Source organism: Thiocapsa sp. (assembly GCF_018399035.1).
Classification (GTDB): domain Bacteria; phylum Pseudomonadota; class Gammaproteobacteria; order Chromatiales; family Chromatiaceae; genus Thiocapsa.
Genome location: NZ_CP073760.1, coordinates 948,595 through 965,833, shown reverse-complemented (window position 1 = coordinate 965,833; position 17,239 = coordinate 948,595). Strand labels below are relative to the sequence as shown.

Annotated in this window: 13 protein-coding genes; 9 read left to right on the top strand and 4 right to left on the bottom strand. The window is 64.9% G+C overall.

Annotation, left to right across the window (positions count from 1 at the left end):
• Positions 1-104: 104 nt before the first annotated feature.
• Both KFB96_RS04365 and KFB96_RS04360 read left to right on the top strand, forming a co-directional pair.
• On the top strand, positions 105-683 hold the full coding sequence (locus KFB96_RS04365) for a Uma2 family endonuclease (RefSeq protein ID WP_213459322.1): 579 nt from the start codon (positions 105-107) through the stop codon (positions 681-683).
• An 87-nt stretch (positions 684-770) separates the two neighbouring features.
• Positions 771-3,236 (top strand): DUF255 domain-containing protein, encoded by a 2,466-nt coding sequence (locus tag KFB96_RS04360; protein WP_213459321.1) that lies wholly within the window; start codon positions 771-773, stop codon positions 3,234-3,236.
• 252 nt (positions 3,237-3,488) lie between these two features.
• On the opposite strand, the gene KFB96_RS04355 is transcribed toward KFB96_RS04360, so the two are convergent.
• Both KFB96_RS04355 and KFB96_RS04350 read right to left on the bottom strand, forming a co-directional pair.
• The gene (locus KFB96_RS04355) at positions 3,489-4,169 is read right to left on the bottom strand and encodes a response regulator transcription factor (protein ID WP_213459320.1); all 681 of its coding nucleotides are present in this window, start codon (positions 4,167-4,169) and stop codon (positions 3,489-3,491) included.
• Positions 4,166-5,749 carry an ATP-binding protein gene (locus KFB96_RS04350; RefSeq protein WP_213459319.1) on the bottom strand — a complete coding sequence of 528 codons (1,584 nt, stop codon included), beginning with the start codon at positions 5,747-5,749 and terminating at the stop codon, positions 4,166-4,168. The genes KFB96_RS04355 and KFB96_RS04350 overlap by 4 nt, the downstream gene beginning before the upstream one ends.
• Positions 5,750-6,008: 259 nt before the next feature.
• Here KFB96_RS04350 and KFB96_RS04345 point away from each other — a divergent pair, with 259 nt between their 5' ends.
• From KFB96_RS04345 to KFB96_RS04315, 7 genes are read left to right on the top strand one after another with little or no spacing between them, the layout of a single operon-like run.
• Complete coding sequence (locus tag KFB96_RS04345; RefSeq protein WP_213459318.1) at positions 6,009-7,283, top strand: glycosyltransferase; 1,275 nt, start codon at positions 6,009-6,011, stop codon at positions 7,281-7,283.
• Positions 7,270-8,505 (top strand): glycosyltransferase family 4 protein, encoded by a 1,236-nt coding sequence (locus KFB96_RS04340; protein ID WP_213459316.1) that lies wholly within the window; start codon positions 7,270-7,272, stop codon positions 8,503-8,505. Before KFB96_RS04345 ends, KFB96_RS04340 begins: the two co-directional genes overlap by 14 nt.
• Position 8,506: 1 nt before the next feature.
• Entirely contained in the window at positions 8,507-9,706 is a 1,200-nt protein-coding gene (locus KFB96_RS04335; protein ID WP_213459314.1) for a glycosyltransferase family 4 protein, read from the top strand.
• Positions 9,703-11,565, top strand: a complete 1,863-nt coding sequence (locus tag KFB96_RS04330) for an ABC transporter ATP-binding protein (RefSeq protein ID WP_213459312.1) — start codon at positions 9,703-9,705, stop codon at positions 11,563-11,565. The genes KFB96_RS04335 and KFB96_RS04330 overlap by 4 nt, the downstream gene beginning before the upstream one ends.
• Positions 11,549-12,889: a phosphotransferase gene (locus tag KFB96_RS04325; protein WP_213459310.1), complete on the top strand. Its 1,341-nt coding sequence runs from the start codon at positions 11,549-11,551 to the stop codon at positions 12,887-12,889. Before KFB96_RS04330 ends, KFB96_RS04325 begins: the two co-directional genes overlap by 17 nt.
• Entirely contained in the window at positions 12,886-13,923 is a 1,038-nt protein-coding gene (locus KFB96_RS04320) for a phosphotransferase (RefSeq protein WP_213459308.1), read from the top strand. Before KFB96_RS04325 ends, KFB96_RS04320 begins: the two co-directional genes overlap by 4 nt.
• Before the next feature lie 18 nt (positions 13,924-13,941).
• Positions 13,942-15,255: an alginate export family protein gene (locus KFB96_RS04315; protein WP_213459306.1), complete on the top strand. Its 1,314-nt coding sequence runs from the start codon at positions 13,942-13,944 to the stop codon at positions 15,253-15,255.
• A gap of 4 nt (positions 15,256-15,259) precedes the next feature.
• Here the strand turns inward: KFB96_RS04315 and KFB96_RS04310 are convergent, their stop codons facing one another.
• Together KFB96_RS04310 and KFB96_RS04305 are read right to left on the bottom strand one after the other, a co-directional pair.
• Positions 15,260-15,925 carry a DoxX family protein gene (locus KFB96_RS04310; RefSeq protein ID WP_213459304.1) on the bottom strand — a complete coding sequence of 222 codons (666 nt, stop codon included), beginning with the start codon at positions 15,923-15,925 and terminating at the stop codon, positions 15,260-15,262.
• A gap of 72 nt (positions 15,926-15,997) precedes the next feature.
• The gene (locus KFB96_RS04305) at positions 15,998-16,948 is read right to left on the bottom strand and encodes a DUF3179 domain-containing protein (protein ID WP_300971286.1); all 951 of its coding nucleotides are present in this window, start codon (positions 16,946-16,948) and stop codon (positions 15,998-16,000) included.
• Positions 16,949-17,239 lie beyond the last annotated feature (291 nt).

Here is a 17,239-nt window from a genome sequence, read left to right as displayed (position 1 = left end):
ACCCATTGGGAGCCGTCCGCGTCCGCGGCACGCATCAAAACGCGCGCTGCCGGGTCTATAATCGGGCCAGCACCATCCGCCGCAACGATCCACAGGAGGCCATGATGTCCGCCGCACCTCAACCGCATCTTTCGTTCGACGACTGGCTCGCCATCGAGCGGACCGCGACCGACCAACGCAGCGAATACGTTGACGGCGAGGTCTTTGCAATGTCCGGCGGCACCGAGGAGCACAACCTGATCGTGCTCAATGTCGGCGCAGAGCTGCGCAACCAGCTCAAGGGTCGACCTTGCCGGGTGTACCCGAGCGACATGAAGGTCCATATCGCCGCCGACGATGTAGGTACCTACCCGGACGTGATGGTGATCTGTGGCGAGCGCCACTTCCATGACGGCCGGCGCGACGTTGTCACCAATCCGATCCTGATTGTCGAGGTCCTGTCGGATTCCACCGAGGCCTACGACCGCGGCGACAAGTTCCGACATTATCGAAGCCTCCAAAGCCTGCAGGCCTACCTGCTGCTGTCGCAATATCGGATGCAGGCGGAGCTGTTCCTCCGACAGCCGGACGGGACCTGGAGTCTGAGCAGCTATCAGGATCCGTCGGAATCCATCCCGCTGCGCGTCGTCGAGGCCGAGCTGTCGCTGGCCGAGGTCTACGATAAGGTGGAGCTTTCGCGGTAGCCGGGTCTGATTGCGTGAGGCTCCAGCCACTTCCGACAGCGACGGAGCCAGCAGGCATTCAAGCCTCCCTCACCCCGAGGAACACTCATGAGCCGCGTGCTCGTCGGCCTTTCCCTGCTGCTCTACCTGACCATCGCCGAAGGTGGCGGCGTCGGCGCCGAGGTTCACGACCGCGCGCATGCGGCAGAAGACGTCTTGGCAGCCTACCCGCCCGAGCTGCAACGCCGGCTGGCGGCGGCGCTCGCGGCCAAGGGACCGGACTATCGCCCGCGTACCGAACACCTGCTCCCCGATGGCCAGCCTCGCTACACCAACCGACTGATTCTGGAGGATTCGCCCTACCTCATCCAGCATGCACACAATCCGGTCGACTGGTATCCCTGGGGGCCGGAGGCGTTCGAGCGCGCCCGCCGCGAGAACAAGCCGGTGTTCCTCTCTATCGGTTACTCGACCTGCCACTGGTGCCATGTGATGGAGCGCGAGAGCTTCGAGGACAGTGCCATCGCCGCTCTGCTGAACAGGCATTTCGTGGCGATCAAGGTCGATCGGGAAGTCCGCCCCGACATCGATCAGGTGTACATGACCGCCGTGCAACTGCTCACCGGCACCGGCGGCTGGCCCATGTCGAGCGTCCTCACACCGCAGGGCGAGACCATCGTCGCCGGGACCTACTTCCCGCCCGACGATTTCAGCGCACTGCTGCAAGGCATCAATGCCCAGTGGCAAGAACAACCGGAACAGGTGCGCGCCCGAGCGGCCGAGATTGCCCGTGCCGTTGCCGAGGCCCTCGCCGCCGAGGCACAAGCCGCCGAGCTCAGAGACCGGATCGTCGATCAGGCCGTCGCGGGCCTGCTCGAGCGGCATGACGAGCTGCAGGGCGGGTTTGGCGACGCCCCCAAATTCCCGCAGCAGCCGCGGCTCGCGCTGTTGCTCGACCAGGCGCTGCGCCGAGACGATCAAGCCGCGCTGACGGCGGCCGTCTTCACGCTGCAGAGCATGGCGCGCGGCGGCATTCACGATCAGGTCGGCGGCGGCTTCCATCGCTACGCGATCGACAACGACTGGCTGGTGCCCCACTTCGAGAAGATGCTCTACGACCAGGCGCAGCTTGCGCACCTTTATCTGGCCGCCTGGCGTCTGACCGGCGACCCGGAGCTGGCACGCGTGGCCCGGCGCACGCTGGACTTCGTGCTGCGCGATCTGACCTCCCCGGCGGGCGGCTTCTACTCCGCCACCGATGCCGAGAGCGAGGGCGAAGAAGGGCGGTTCTTCCTCTGGACACCGGACGAGCTGAGGTCCGTGCTGTCGTCCGAAGACGCCGAGCTTGCCATCGCCCTCTACGCGGTGACCGAATCGGGCAACTTCGAGGGGCGGAACATCCTGCATCTGCCGAGCGCGCCGGAGTCGTTTGCCGCCGCCCGCGGCTTGACCCCGGCCGAGCTGTGGGAGCGCCTGGACGCCATCAATCAGCGCCTCTACCGGCATCGCGAGGAGCGCCCGCATCCGCATCGGGATGAGAAGATCCTCACCGCCTGGAACGGCATGATGATCACTGCACTCGCCGAGGCCGCCGATGCCTTGGACGAGCCGCGCTATCTGAGCGCTGCCGAACGTGCCGCGGAGCTGCTCTGGGGCGAGCTGCGTCCGGCGCCGGGTCGGATCAACCGGGTCTATCTCGACGGACGCGCCACACAGCCGGGGCTTCTGGAGGATTACGCCTTTCTCGGACAGGCCATGGGTGCGCTCTATGACGCCACGGGAGAGCAGCGCTGGTTGACGCGGGCCCGCGAGATGGCCGATGCGCTCTGGGAGCGCTTTGCCGATCCCATCGCAGGCGGCCTGTTCATGGGCGAGGCCACCGAGGAGACGCCGCTGATGGCGCGGCCCAAAGACGTCACCGACGGGGTCATGCCGTCCGCCACCTCGGCGGCCCTGCAGCTGCTGGCGGAGCTGACTCGGCGCACCGATGAACTGGATTACGAACGCCACGCGACGGGACTGTTGGCGAGCACATCGGGCCGGGTCACGCAGGCCCCGAGCGCCTTTCCGGCGCTGCTGGCGGCACTGAACCTGCTGCGCGACGGCGACACCGGACCCGTGCAATACGCGGCGCGGGGCGCCGTGCGCGCCGAGGCCCGCATCAGCGACCGAAACAGCGACAGCAGCAGCCCCGGCTACGACGGCAGCGGGAACCTGGTGATCGATCTGACCCTGCGACCGGGCTGGCACGTCAATGCCCACCGACCGCTGCAGGACGCGCTCATCGGGACGACCCTGCGCATGCGCGGTGACCCCGCGGACTGGCGGATGGCAACGCCCACCTATCCGACCCCGGAGATCCTCCGACTCGGCTTCCAGCGCGAGCCACTCGCGGTCTATCAGGGCCGGGTCAGGATCGAGGCAACGCTTGAGGAGAAACCGCAACAGCGGGCCGTTCCCAGCGAGGCTCCAAGCGCATGGCTACCCTTCGAGCTTCGTCTGCAGGCGTGCAGCGACGCCATCTGCCTGGCCCCGGAGACGTTGGTATTGCAGGTGCCGCTGCCTGCCCGCTGAGGTTGATGCTCGCCAACGGATTGCGGATCCAGGATGATCATCGCGGCAAGCTCTCCCATCTCGGCAAGCCGCTCGATCGGGCCGGATTGCCGATCGACGGGACTGAGAGCGGATCTGCGTCTTCGCCGCCGGTCTCAACCTAGATCCGGCAGTTGACCGCTTCGTGCTTCATGAAAAAGTCCAACGGCTTGACAATCATGTTGATCCGATGAGTCACCCGACGGGTGACGGGCGCCACGACCCGATCCAGGTTCAACGATCATCGATCGTGTAGCCAATTCCCCGGATCGTTCTGATGAGTGATCCCGGTTTATCGCCCAGCTTGTTTCTCAGATAACGGATGTAGACATCGACGACATTGGTCTGCGGGTCGAAGTCTTGCTTCCAAACATAGTACAGAATTTGCGCCCGGCTCAGAATCTTCCCGGCATTCGCCATCAGGTATCCGAGCAGCATGAATTCCCGGGTGGTCAGAGGGATTTCCCGGTCGCTCCGGAACACTCTGCGGGTGGCCTGATCGAGAATGAGGTCACCGACCCGGAGCACCTTTTCGATGTCCCGGTAATGACCGCGCCTCAGCAATGCTCGAAGCCGTGCGAAGAGCTCCTCGAAAGAGAACGGCTTCGTGAGGTAGTCGTCCGCGCCGAGGCGTAGGCCCTGAATCTTGTCGTCCATGCCGTCACGGGCGGTCAGCATCAGGATCAGCGCCTGGGACTGTTCGTGACGCAGAATCCGGCAGACCTCCATGCCGTCCAGATCGGGCAATATAAGATCCAGGATAATCAGCCGATAGTCCTGCTCGCGCGTCCGGGTGATGGCGTCGCGACCGCCGGCGACCGTGTCGACACGATAGCCCTCGGCTTGCAAGCCGCGCTGGAAAACATCCGCGATATCCGTGTCATCCTCGACCACGAGAATGCGGACGTCGATCATCTGACTAATCTCGGCAGCGAGAGCGTGACTACCGTGCCGTTGGTGTCGCTGTCGAGTTTGAGCGTACCCTGGTGCTTCTCCACGATCCATTTGGCGATGGCCAGACCCAGGCCGCTGCCTGTGTGCCGCTTGGCACTATCGGGGTTTCTGCCGCGATAGAAACGGTCGAACACGTAGGGTAAATCCTCGCAAGGAATGCCACGCCCCGTGTCCTCGACCCGAACCGTTGCGCCGGCCTCGGAAGCGCTTGCGTCGATGGTGATGTGCGATCCGCTGTCCGAATGCTCGATCGCATTGACGATCAGTACCATCAGGGCCTGCTTGAGTCGTTGCGGATCGGCCTCGACCAGGATTTCATCCTTCGGCAAGGTCGCGTCGATGGCGATGTCCTGGTACCGCGTCAGAATATCTGCTTCATGAAGCGTGCTTTCAAGAATGTCCCGCAAGACGGTACGCTGTTTATCGAAGCGCATCGCATCCGCTTCGGTCCGAGCCAGGAACAGGAGGTCGTCGACCAGGCGGCTCATCTCCTCGCCTTTACGGAGAATCAGTCCAAGGGCTTCTCGGTAGCTCTGTTGCGATTTGCGTTCGTCGCGTAAGGCGATCTCCGCCTCGCCGCGCAGGACGGTCAGCGGCGTGCGCAACTCGTGGCTGATGTCGGCCAGGAACAGCAGCCGCTGCCGATCGATATCGAACAGGCGCTGGTTCGCCCGGGTCAGCTCTTCGGTGCGCTGCCGGACCTGCCCTTCGAGCGACGCGTGGGTGTTCAGCAACTGATCACGCTGATTCTTCAGCTGGGCGGCCATCTCGTTGATCTGCCGCGCGACATGCGATAACTCGTCGGTGCCGGTATTGGTGATCCGATAATCGAGGTTGCCTTGTCCGATCGTCTGCACGCCCTGAATCAGGCGGGAAATCGGATACACGAGCGCGCGCTTGATATGGACCCCGGTAATCAACGTCGTGAGAATGATGAACATCGCGACAGCCCCGAAGAACACGGTCACGCGCTGGCGCATCAACGCAGCCTGATGCTCGGTCTCGCTCAATTCCCGCTGTTCGTCCCTTCTGGCATCGGCGAGAAAGAGCTCGACCTCCGAATCGAACCCCTTTTCGATCTCCCCTCGAAACAGCTCGATCGCTTCGGGCAGGCGATCCTGCTGCTGCAACAACACAATGTGATCGACTGTCGCTTCGATCTTGTGGAACAGGAGGCGAAGATCGGTCAGACGACGCGGGTCACAAAGGCTGCAGTACGCCATCGGACCATTTCCGGCGATTGTGGCGTTCCGGGACATCTGGGTTTCCAGTCTGACTAGGCCCTCCATCAGATCGATACGCGCCGATTGGTAGTCGGACATGGCTTCCTCGCCGAGCAACATCAATTCGGCAATCTGTTCCGAGAACCGATCGGCGAGCTTGGAAAGCGTCAGGATGTCGACGTAGCGTTCATAGGCAGTCTGGATCTGCCTCTGATCCGCGGCCGAACGCATTAAGGTCCAGCCCGCGACCCCGGCCATCAGAACCAGGCTGATGACTGCCGCCCACTGGAAAATTCGTATCTTGGCCGTGATGGTCATCGGCCTCGCTGCCTACCTCCCGGAGTAACGTCGCCGGCACTCGCCGCCGTCCCGAGCGGTTGCGATCGATGCCTGAGTGGCTGCGGAAAACCTACCCGAATGACCTCATGAGCACCAGCCTTTCTCATCGAATTTTAACTTGGAGCGATTGGAGAGCACGCATAGTCTGGCTTTGGCGTCCGTTGTTGAAACACGGATGTCATGAAAACCGGACACATCGTCCGAGCGTATTGGCGACACAAGGGGGATCGAGCTCCACATGACCACACTGACTCGACCGCAGTGCTCCCCGAAAATCGCGCTCTACTCGCACGACACCATGGGTTTGGGCCACGTCCGGCGGAACCTGTTGATTGCTCGGGCGCTGGCGGACTCCTCGCTGAAGGCGACTACCCTGCTCATCGCGGGGGTTCGCGAAGCAGGCGCGTTCGTGATGCCCCGGGGCGGGGATTGCTTGACCCTGCCCGCTTACCGCAAGGAACGCAACGGGGAGTACGCGCCGCGTTCGCTCTCCCTGGAAACCACCTCCTTGGCAGCCCTGCGTTCGCAGGTCATCGGGGCCGCACTGAAGAGCTTCGCCCCCGATCTGTTCATTGTCGATAACGTGCCGCGCGGCGCGCTCGGGGAACTGACACCGGTTCTCGATCGTATGAAAGATCGGGGAAAAACCCGCTGCGTGCTCGGGCTGCGGGATATTCTCGACGCGCCGGAGCGGGTTCTGAAGCAGTGGCGGTACCTGAACAATGAAGCGGCCATCCGGGACTACTACGACGCCGTCTGGGTTTATGGCGATCATAACGTCTACAACGCGATCGAGGAATATGCCTTCCCCCCCGATTTGGCCGCGAAAAGCACCTTTACCGGCTACCTCGACCCAACGGCTCGACTGGGTCCAGACAACGGCGACGCAGGTCCCTTCGAGCACCTCCCGAAAGACGTACTGCAAAAGGGCTTCACGCTCTGCATGGTCGGCGGCGGCCAGGACGGTCTAGCGGTCACTCAGGCGTTCGCCCGAGCGGACCTGCCCGCCGATGAGTACGGCGTGATCGTGACAGGCCCCTTCCTGCCCGCGGTGCAAAGACACCACCTACTGAGCGTGGTCCGAGGCAACCCGCGCTTCAGGGTGCTGGAATTCGTCTCCGAGCCGATGCGGCTCATGCGCAAGGCCAGGCGCGTCATCGCCATGGGGGGTTACAACACCGTCCAGGAGATCCTCTGTCTCGGCAAGCGCGCGCTGCTGGTGCCGAGAGACCGGCCGCGCCTCGAACAGACTATCCGTGCCGAGCGCCTGCGCGCGCTGGGCCTGCTCGACTTCATCGTTCTACAACAGTGCAGTCCTCGGACGCTGTCGGCCTGGCTTCATCACGAGGCGACGGCTCCGCTGCCGGTGCTGTGCCATCCGCTCGATCGCGATGGGCTCAAGCGCTTGCCCACGCTGGCCGCGACACTGATCGGCGGCCAGGATCCCGTTCCTCAAACCGTCCCCGCGCCATCCAGCGGGTTGGGGGGAGGACTTCGTCATGTCATCGCCTAAGGATTTGCATGTCGGGTACGTCGTGAAGCGGTACCCCCGGTATTCGGAAACCTTCATCGTCAACGAAATCCTGCAACACGAGGAGGCCGGGCTCCCAATCGAGATCTTCGCGTTGCGCCCGGTCCTGGAAACTCATTTTCAGGATGTGCTGGCGGCGGTCCGGGCGCCGGTGACCTACATCCCGGACAAGGTTTACAAGGCCGCGAGCCTCTGGGCATCGATCAACGCGGCACGGCGCGGGTTGCCGGATCTCTGGCCGGCCCTCGACGAGTTGGGGGATATCGCTGTCGAGGATCTCCTCCAGGCGATCGACCTCGCCCTGCATGCGCGGGAGCGGCACGTGACCCATTTTCACGCCCATTTCGGCACTGTGGCTGCGACGGTGACCCGCCTGGCCGCACGGTTTGCCCGAGTTCCCTATACGCTGACGCTGCATGCCAAAGACATCTACCACGTCAGCGTCGATCCGGCGCTCATGCGCAAGAAGCTTGGCGATGCGGCGCGCGTGATCACCGTCACTGAGTACAACCAACGCCATCTCAAAGCGGCCTACGCCCACGCGGCGCCCAAGATCAGCCGACTCTACAACGGCCTTGATCTGGCGCGCTTCGCCTTCATGCCGCCGAATCGAACCAGTCGCGAGATCCTGGCCGTTGGCCGGCTGGTCGAGAAGAAAGGCTTTGACGGTCTGATCGACGCCTGTGCGATTTTGCGGGATCGGGGCGTCGTGTTTCAGTGCCGGATCGTCGGCGAAGGGACCGGGCGCGCGACGCTGAACGACCGGATCGCGCAACTGAATCTCGGCACCATCGTCCGCCTGGTGGGGCCGCAGCCCCATGCCGAACTGATCGGAACCTTCCGCGAGGCGGCCCTCGTCGCCGCGCCCTGCGTCATCGGTACGGACGGCGACCGCGATGGCCTGCCGACGGTGTTGCTGGAGGCGATGGCCCTCGGGGTCCCCTGTGTCGCCACCGACGTGACGGGCATCCCCGAACTGGTCCGCGATGGTGATACGGGTCTCTGCGTGCCGCAGCGCGATCCACGGACCCTGGCCGCCGCCCTGGAGCGCCTGCTGGACGATGTCGACCTGCGGGTCGATCTCGCGACCCGCGCCCGGCGCCTGATCGAGCAGGACTTCGATATCCGTCGCAACGCCGAGCAGTTACGGGAATGGTTCATGGCGGCTCACGACGCCACCGCCGATCGGCGCGAGGAGGCCTGACATGGTGCGGGTCGCCTACGTCTGCGCCGATCCGGGTGTGCCGGTATTCGGCGCCAAAGGATCCTCTATTCATGTGCAGGAGGTCGTCCGGGCGCTGCGGCGCGCCGGGGCCGACGTCGCGCTGTTTGCCACGCGGCTGGGCGGCGAGCCCCCTGCCGACCTGTGCGGGATTTCCGTTCACCCGCTCCCCGCGCTGCCCCCCGGCGAGCCGGTCGTCCGCGAGCGCGCAGCGCTCAGTGCCAACCGGGCGCTGCGCGCGGCATTGGCTGCGCGCGGACCCTTCGACCTGATCTACGAGCGCTACGCGTTGTGGAGTCATGCCGGCATGGATTACGCGCGCGCCGTGGGTGCGCCGGGCCTCCTCGAGGTCAACGCCCCGCTGATCGAGGAGCAGGCGCGGCATCGCACCCTCGTGCATCGCGACGCCGCCGAACAGGTGGCCGCGCGCGTGTTCGCCGCCGCCCATGCGCTGGTGGCGGTCTCCACCGGTGTTGCCGCCTACCTGGCGACCCGCCCCGGCCTCGAAACGCGGGTTCACGTGATCCCCAACGGCGTCGATCCAGCACGTTTCCCGGCCGCGCGCTTCGCGCATCGCCCAGCGTCGCGGAAGGACGGTTCGTTCACCGTCGGCTTCGTCGGTACGCTCAAACCCTGGCACGGACTCGACGTGCTCGTGGACGCCTTCGCCCGACTGCACGCCCGCGATCCGGATTGCCGGCTCCTGATCGTCGGCGAGGGCCCGGAACGTCGGAGGATCGAGGCCGCCATCGCAGCCAGGCGGATCGGATTCGCCGTGCGCCTGACCGGGGCGGTTGCCCCAAACCAGGTACCGGACCATCTGGCGGCGATGGACGTCGGCCTCGCGCCCTATCCCGAGTTACCGGATTTCTATTTCTCACCGCTGAAGGTCTACGAGTACATGGCGGCCGCCCTGCCGGTGGTGGCCAGTCGCATCGGCGATCTGGACCAGATCGTTCAACCTGAAGTCACGGGGCTGCTTTGCCCTCCCGACGATCCCGCCGCGGTGGCGGCGGCGCTGGCGCGTTTGCGCGACGACGCCCCCTTGCGTCGGTGCCTGGGCGATGCGGCACGCGCCCGTGTGCTGTCCGGACACTGTTGGGATGCGGTCGTCGCGCGAATCCTCGGGCTGGCAGGGCACGGATCGTCCCGCGTCAGCGACCGGTCGGAAAGACTGCCATGACGCGCCGAAAACGCCCCGCCAGTCTGCCCGAGGCGCTGCCCGGCCTGGGCCGCATCCTGCGCCGGTTTTGGCCCTACCTCCGCAAGCACGGCCTGCTGATCGCCGGGGCCATGCTCGCCCTGTTCGCCGGAATCGGTGCCCGACTGCTGGAACCCTGGCCGCTGAAATTCGTGATCGACCGCGTGGTGGTGGATGCGCCCGCCGGTGGCGCGTCGGGCTGGGCCTGGGTCGACGGCCTGGAACCCATGACGCTGCTGACCTATGCGGCGCTCGCGATGCTGTTGATCGTCGCCGCGCGCGCGGTGGGATCGTACCTCAGCACCGTCGCCTTCGCATTGGTTGGCAATAAGGTGTTGACCGAGGTTCGCGAGGATCTGTATCGCCATCTGCAGCGGCTGTCGTTGGCGTTTCACCACAAGGCCAAGACCGGCGATCTGACCATTCGGATCATCGGCGATATCGGGATGCTGAAGGAGACCACGGTGACGGCGATCCTGCCGCTGCTGGCCAATGTGCTGATGCTTGCCGGCATGGTGGGCATCATGTTGTGGCTGAACTGGGGACTGGCGCTGATCGCCTTGTTGCCGTTGCCGTTGCTCTGGCTGACCAGTGTCAAGGTGGGGCGGCGAATTCAAGCGGTCAGCCGCAAGCAACGCCAGCGCGAGGGCGCGATGGCATCGACCGCCGCGGAATCCATGACAGCGATTCGCGACATCCAGGCCCTGTCGTTGGAGAAGACCTTCGAGAAGGCCTTCACCAGCGAGAGCAGGAAAAGCCTGAAGGAGGGAGTCAAGGCCAAGCGACTCGCGGCGGGACTGGAGCGCACCGTCGATGTGCTGATCGGCCTGTCCTCCGCGCTGGTGCTGTGGTTCGGCGCCCGACTGGTGCTGGCCGGGGTGCTGACGCCGGGCGATCTGATCGTCTTTCTCACTTATCTCAAGCACACCTTCCGCCCGGTACGCGAGTTCGCGAAGTACACGGGTCGGTTGGCCAAGGCCACCGCCGCCGGGGAGCGGATCGTCGATCTGCTGGAACAGACCGCTGACGTTCGGGACCTGCCGCATGCCCGGCCCGCGCCGCCGTTCGTCGGGGCCGTGCAATTCGATCGGGTCAGCTTCGCTTATGAACCGGACCGACCGGTCTTGCAGCAGATCGACCTGCAAGTTGCGCCAGGCGAGCGGATTGCGGTCGTTGGACCCTCCGGGATGGGGAAATCCACGCTGGTCAGCCTGTTGCTGCGCCTGCATGATCCTCGCGACGGGCGCGTGCTCATCGATGGCGTCGATATTCGCGAGTATCGGCTCGATTCCCTGCGCGCCCAGATCAGTATCGTGCTGCCCGACAGCCTGTTATTCGCGGCCAGCGTACGGGACAACATCGGCTATGGGGCGCCTGACGCCAGCCTCCAGGCGATCGAGGGCGCCGCGCGCCTGGCCAACGCCGATACCTTCATCAGCGCTCTGCCGAATGGCTACGACACCGTGCTGGGCGAACGCGGCGTGACCCTTTCGAGCGGCCAGCGGCAACGCATCGCCATTGCCCGGGCGGCGCTCGGCCGCAGTCCGATCCTCATCCTCGACGAGCCCACCACCGGGCTCGACCGCGACAACGAGCGGGTGGTGACCGAAGCCCTGGAAAACCTGTCCCGGGGGCGTACCGTACTGATGATCACTCACGATCTCGACCTGGCGGCGCGTGCCGATCGAATCGTCTACCTGGAGGCCGGCAAGATTCTCGAAGCGGGCGTCCATACCGAATTGCTCCGCCGGGGTGGCCGCTATGCCGCCCTGTTTCGGACACGCGCCAAACAGTCCAGCCCGAGACGCGTTCCGGAGGCCGCCAATGCTATCGAGTCCTGACCGTCGAGTCGTCGCCCGGGATCGCAACCTGGTGGGACTGGCGCTGCTGTTGGACGAGCAGCGCGCGCTGAGCGCATTTCGCGACGCATGGCCACACCATCGGTTGGAGGCGCTCGCCACCACGTATCTGAGCTACAAGCCGGGCGTCCGCTGTCTGGCGGGCTACCTCGGCCAAACCCCGGACGGCCCGGTGCGATGGCACGCAAAGGCTTACACCGCCGGGGAGTACGCCCAAGTCCGTGTCGCCACGGCACAAGGCCCATCCGAGGGAAGCGCCTCCGCGCCTTGGCTGCTCGACGACCAATGCGTCGCGGCATGGCAGTTCCCCACCGACAGGAATCTGGTCGGGCTGTCCGACCTGGCATCGGCAGCGAGGCGCGCGCGATGGTTGCGCAAGCGGTTACCCGACGACCCCGCTCTGTGGGGGGCTCGCCTGGACACCCTGCGCTATAAGCCCGAACGCCGCTACGTGGGCAAGTTGACGGCGACCGAGCGCACCGAAGCCCTGGTGAAGGTCTATGACCCGCATGACTTCGAAAACGCGTGGCGGGCCGCCAAGGTCGTCCAGGCCTGGACGGTCGGGGAGCCCCTGATCGTCTCCCGACCGCTCGGGCGCTCCAAGGGTCGAAGGTTCATCGTCAGTCAGTGGCTGGCCGGCGAACCCTTGAGCGATGTCCTGCGTGGGGCCGATGGCTCGGTGCAGCACCACCGCGCGGTCGGTGCGGCGCTCGCCGAAATCCACCGGCAAGCGCCCGGCTGTCTCGCCCGGTCGGCCCCTGAAGACGGGGCCATGGCGGTGCTGGCCGCCGCCAACGCTGTCGCTTGGCTTTCCCCGGAGCTGACCCGACGGGCGCGGCGACTGGCGGCACGGATCGCCGCGGAACTGTTGGCGGAACCCGGCGACCAGCGGCCCATCCACAGCGATTTCTCTGCCGAACAGGTGTTGGTGTCTGACCACGGCATCGGCATCATCGACTACGACCAAATGCGCCTGGGAGACCCGGCCGCCGATTTCGGAACCTATCTCGCGTGGTTGGAATGGAACGAGGTCTGCGGCGCGCTCCCCGCCGGCAATACCGAGGGGATCGCCGAGGCACTGAACGACGGCTACTGTCGTCAGGCGCAATGCCGGCAACCGTACCACATCGATTTACATGTCGCCGCCGGATTGCTGCGACTCGCGCCCCACTGCTTCCGCGCACGGCACGCCGATTGGCCGACGCAAATCGAGCAGGTCATGCGACACGCCGCACAACGCCTCAGGGATCACGCCCGGCACCACCAGCCTGTTCATGAGGCAACGGTTAGCAGCAGCGATCGATGAGCATCGTCGTCAACGATCCGCCCGGCGCCCTCGGCGATCCAGCCATGCCGATGCTGCGACTGGCGCTGCAACCCGCGTACATGGCGCGGCGTCTTCAGGACTGTCTGTCCGTTGGCCGCGCGCTCGCCAACGTCGATGACCCCATCCAATTGCGGGCGATCCACGTGCGCCGTCACAAACCGGGACGACGCTGCCTGATCGAATACGCACTGACCTATCCCGAACCGAATGGCAGCGCGACGCGATTGACCGTACTCGGCAAGGTCCGGGCCAAAGGGCTGGACCGCCGCAGCCACGCGGTTCAGGACGCCTTGTGGCGGAACGGATTTGGCCCGTCGAGCGAGGACCGGATCGGTGTGCCCGAACCGCTCGGCGTGCTGCCGGATCTGGCCATGTGGCTGCAACGTCGCATCTCCGGCCAACCGGTGACGGAGCCCCTGACCGGCCCAAAGGGTTCCGCGCTGGCGGTGCGGATCGCCGGCGCGCTCCACAAATTGCAGCGTCGCGGTGTTCCTGCCGGTCGTCGTCACACCCTGGCCGACGAGCTTGTCATTCTGCGCCGGCAGCTTGGCGGCGTGATCGAGACGCATCCGGCATGGGCGGTCCGAATTGGGCGCGTGCTGGCGGCGAGCGAGCGGTTGGGCGCTACCATCGCGCCCGGTCGGTTTGCTCCGAGCCACCGGGATTTCTATCCGGACAATCTGCTTGTCGATGGAGAATGGTTGCATCTGATCGACCTCGACCTCTATTGCGAGGCCGATCCGGCGCTGGATATGGGCAATTTCATCGGCCATGTCACTGAGTTCAGCCTGCGGACCCGTCATGACCCCAAGGCGCTGGTCGATCTCGAACAGACCCTGGAAGAAGCCTTCGTCCGGCTCGTGGGCGTGGGGTCCCGCGCCGCGGTTCGAGCCTACGCCACGCTGACGCTGGTCCGGCATATCGCCATCAGCACCCGCATCCCCGGGCGTTGTGACTGGACACCCGCCCTGCTCGATCTATGCGAGCAGCGGCTCGGCATCGCGGCGCGCTGAGCCGTCATGGACCCTGCCATGGCATCGCCCGCGTGGCGGGAGTGGCGCGCTTCCCGGATCTGTGTACTCGCCGCCGAACGGTTCTCGGGTTGCGTCATGTTGATGGCGCTGGCAGTCGCTCCGGTATCTGCCGAGTCGGATCAGGGGCTGTTTCGGGGGCGATTTGAAATAGAGACCACATTGGAGAATCGCTACGAGCGATTGAGCAACCGCGATCTCGATGCGGCAACGGCGGACGATCTGACGGTTTTCAAGCCCGAGCTATCGATGGACATCCGCTATCGATTCGGCGATCGCGTCTCGGGCTTTCTAAGTCTCGATGCGGAAAGGCGGTTCATCCTGGATCAAGGACAGGATCGATCGCCGGAGCAGGATGAATCTGCGCTCGACCTCAAGGAGCTTTACCTCGATATCGATGACCTCTGGGATCGCGCCGGATTGCGCGCCGGTCGGCAAGAGTTCGAGGATCGTCGGGAGTGGCTCTACGACGCCGAACTGGATGGGCTAAGGAGCTTCCTCGAACTTGGCGGGCTTGTGCTGGAAGCCTCTGCGACCCGGGAAAATGTCGTCACCGATAACCTGCTGGAAAAGCGCGAGCCGGGTCGGGTCAACCATTACTTTCTCCTCGCCCGATTCGAGCCGGCGGCGAAACATAACGTCGAAGCCTTTTACCTGGTCTTCGACGACCGTTCGGACGATGCGAACAACCCCGTATTCCTAGGCGCGCAGGGCCATGGCTGGGTAACGGATGCCTTGGATTATTGGTTCGTGCTCGCTCAAGTGCGGGGTCGGGAGGAGTCGACCCGACTCCGTGGCCAGGGTTTCGATTTGGGCGCAACCTATCGCTTCGACACCGCCTGGACCCCGGCCATCACTTTGGGCTATGCGTTCGGCAGCGGTGATTCCGACGCAGACGACGGGAACGACCGGAATTTTCGTCAGACGGGACTGCAAGACAACATGTACCGTTTCAATGGCGTGGAGAATTTTCGGTACTACGGTGAAACCCTGGACCCTGAGCTGAGCAATCTATCGATCGCCACGGTTGGATTCGGCATACGACCCAGCCGGCGCAGCTCCATCGATCTGGTTTATCACCGCTATCACCAGGCCGAAGCCGCCGAGGGCCGGCTTCGCGGGGCGCGGATCCGCGCGCGGGCCGACGGCGAGAGCCGGGATATCGGCCAAGAGGTCGATCTGATCCTCGGCTATCACGAGTTGCCCCAACTCCGCATGCGCGCCCAGCTCGGATACTTCATGCCCGGCAAGGCGTTCGGTGAAGCGCCCAGCGACGCGTACTCCGTCGAGCTCGGCATCGAATACACGTTTTAATCGGTCATGCGCGCCGCGGCGTGGCGGCTGCCCGTCTGCCCCCGAAGCTTGCTCCGACGAGCCGTTCGGGCGCCGCCCCGGCGAAGCGACGCGCCAACCAGAAGTCGACGCTCAGATAGCGCCCGGCACCGATGAAGAAGAGCGCGAGCAGCATGATGAAGTAGGTCGCGGCGAACTCGATGCCGTTGTTCAGGATCACCAGGCTGCCGTTCTCCGTCAGCCAGCTGTAATTGCCGTGCTCGCGCAGGATGTCCTTGGCGCGGTCGAGGCGCTCGATGGCGCCGATCGTGCGATCGCTCGCAAACAGTGATCCGGTCCCCTCGGCGATGGCGAGCCAGCCGTTCTGCCAATGCACGGTCACGGCGGCGACGACCATCGTGATCATCAGCGGGAGCGAGATCCAACGCACGCCCAGGCCGATGACCAGCAGGATTGCACCCAGGACCTCGGTGCCGGCGGCGAGGAAGGCCAAGAGCGCCGGGAACGGCAGACCCAGGCCCCAGTCGGGGTTGCCGAACCATTGCACGGTGCTGTCGAAGTCGGCGAACTTCTTGGTCCCGGCCATCCAGAAGACCGGTGCCAGATAGAGCCGCAGGGCCAGCGGGGCCAGAAAATCCAGTGCGCGGGTGGTGTCGAGCAAGCCTTGGAGTCGGCGTGCGAGCGTGATCATGGGGCGGTCCTCATCGCGTTGGGTTGGGTTCGGTTGGGTTTGGCGGGCTGTCGGGCAAGCCGCGGCGCAGGGTCAAGGCCGGCGAGCCGCGGTAAAGATCTCGGTCTGCGGATGGAAAGCGTACCAGGCGAACCAAAAGCCCGTGATGGCGGGCAGTTGATACCCTTTGTCGTCGTAGGCGGTCGCGCTTTCGTTGACCGGATCGAAGCGCACGAGGAGATCGCGGCCGTTGACCCGATCGCGAATCTCGCCCCCGCCGTGTTTGGAGAGCTCGGCGAAGGGATAGGCCTTGAATGTGCCCTCGATCTCGAGGCCCAGCACGCGTTCCTTGGGGTGATAGCGTTTGGAGCTCGCGCTGACGGGGAAGTAGAGTCCGCGCTCCTGCGCATAGCCGCCGTAGGGATCGCGACTGTAGTCGCGTGAGTGCCCGGTGTCGGTCGAGAGCACGAGGGTCCTCGGATGGGCTTCACGCCAGGCGCGCCAGGTGGTGTCGGTCATGGGCAAGGCGCTCAGACGTTGGCCCTTCATCGGACCGGTGACCGCCTGCTTCTTGATCTGGCTCCAGAGCGACTCGGTGCCGCGGTCGTAGAGCAGGACGTCGCTGTTGTAGAGCAGACCCGAGACCCCGAATTCCAGGCGCCCGCCCGCGTGCAGGGCGTCGAAGGCGACGCCGGTCCCGCACAGCGGGCAATAGGTGACGGCGACCGCCCTCTCGCCGATACGGTCGTTGACGATCTCGTGCCAGTTGAGGATGCCGATGGGATAGGCGCGCGCCTCGCCGCTCAGATTCAGACCGAGTATCCGGTCCTCGGGTGCCAGGAAATTGGCCTGCGTGGCGGGGATGAATGCGGGATCCGTCAGGGCCGGAATGCCGTCGCGCGGCGGGCCGCCGGCATGGATCTCATCGGCCGGCACCAGGCTGCCGCGCAGATCGAAGGCGTTCTCGGCCATGACCGCTGCGGTTGCGACGATCAACAGGAGTGCGAGCGGGATTCGCGACGGTTTCGTGTGAACGGACAACATGAGAGGCTCACCTCGCGGGTTTGACGGGTCTTGTCGGCGGTTCTCGGGGGTTCTCGGGGGATAGGACCCGCATCGGGATCGGTCTCTTTCGCGCCGCGGCGTGAGGAGCGCACCTGCGGGGGGCGTGCGTCGGGCAGATGCGACGAATCGTGACGGGACGCGCGACGGGGCCGGGCGTCGTCACGATTCGTTACAACGCTTCGTTCAAGCGAATTCGGGGTACTCTAAAAAAAATTATATATTTCTCATAGATAGAGAATGGCACGACAAATGGCAGTGTTTCGGCGACTC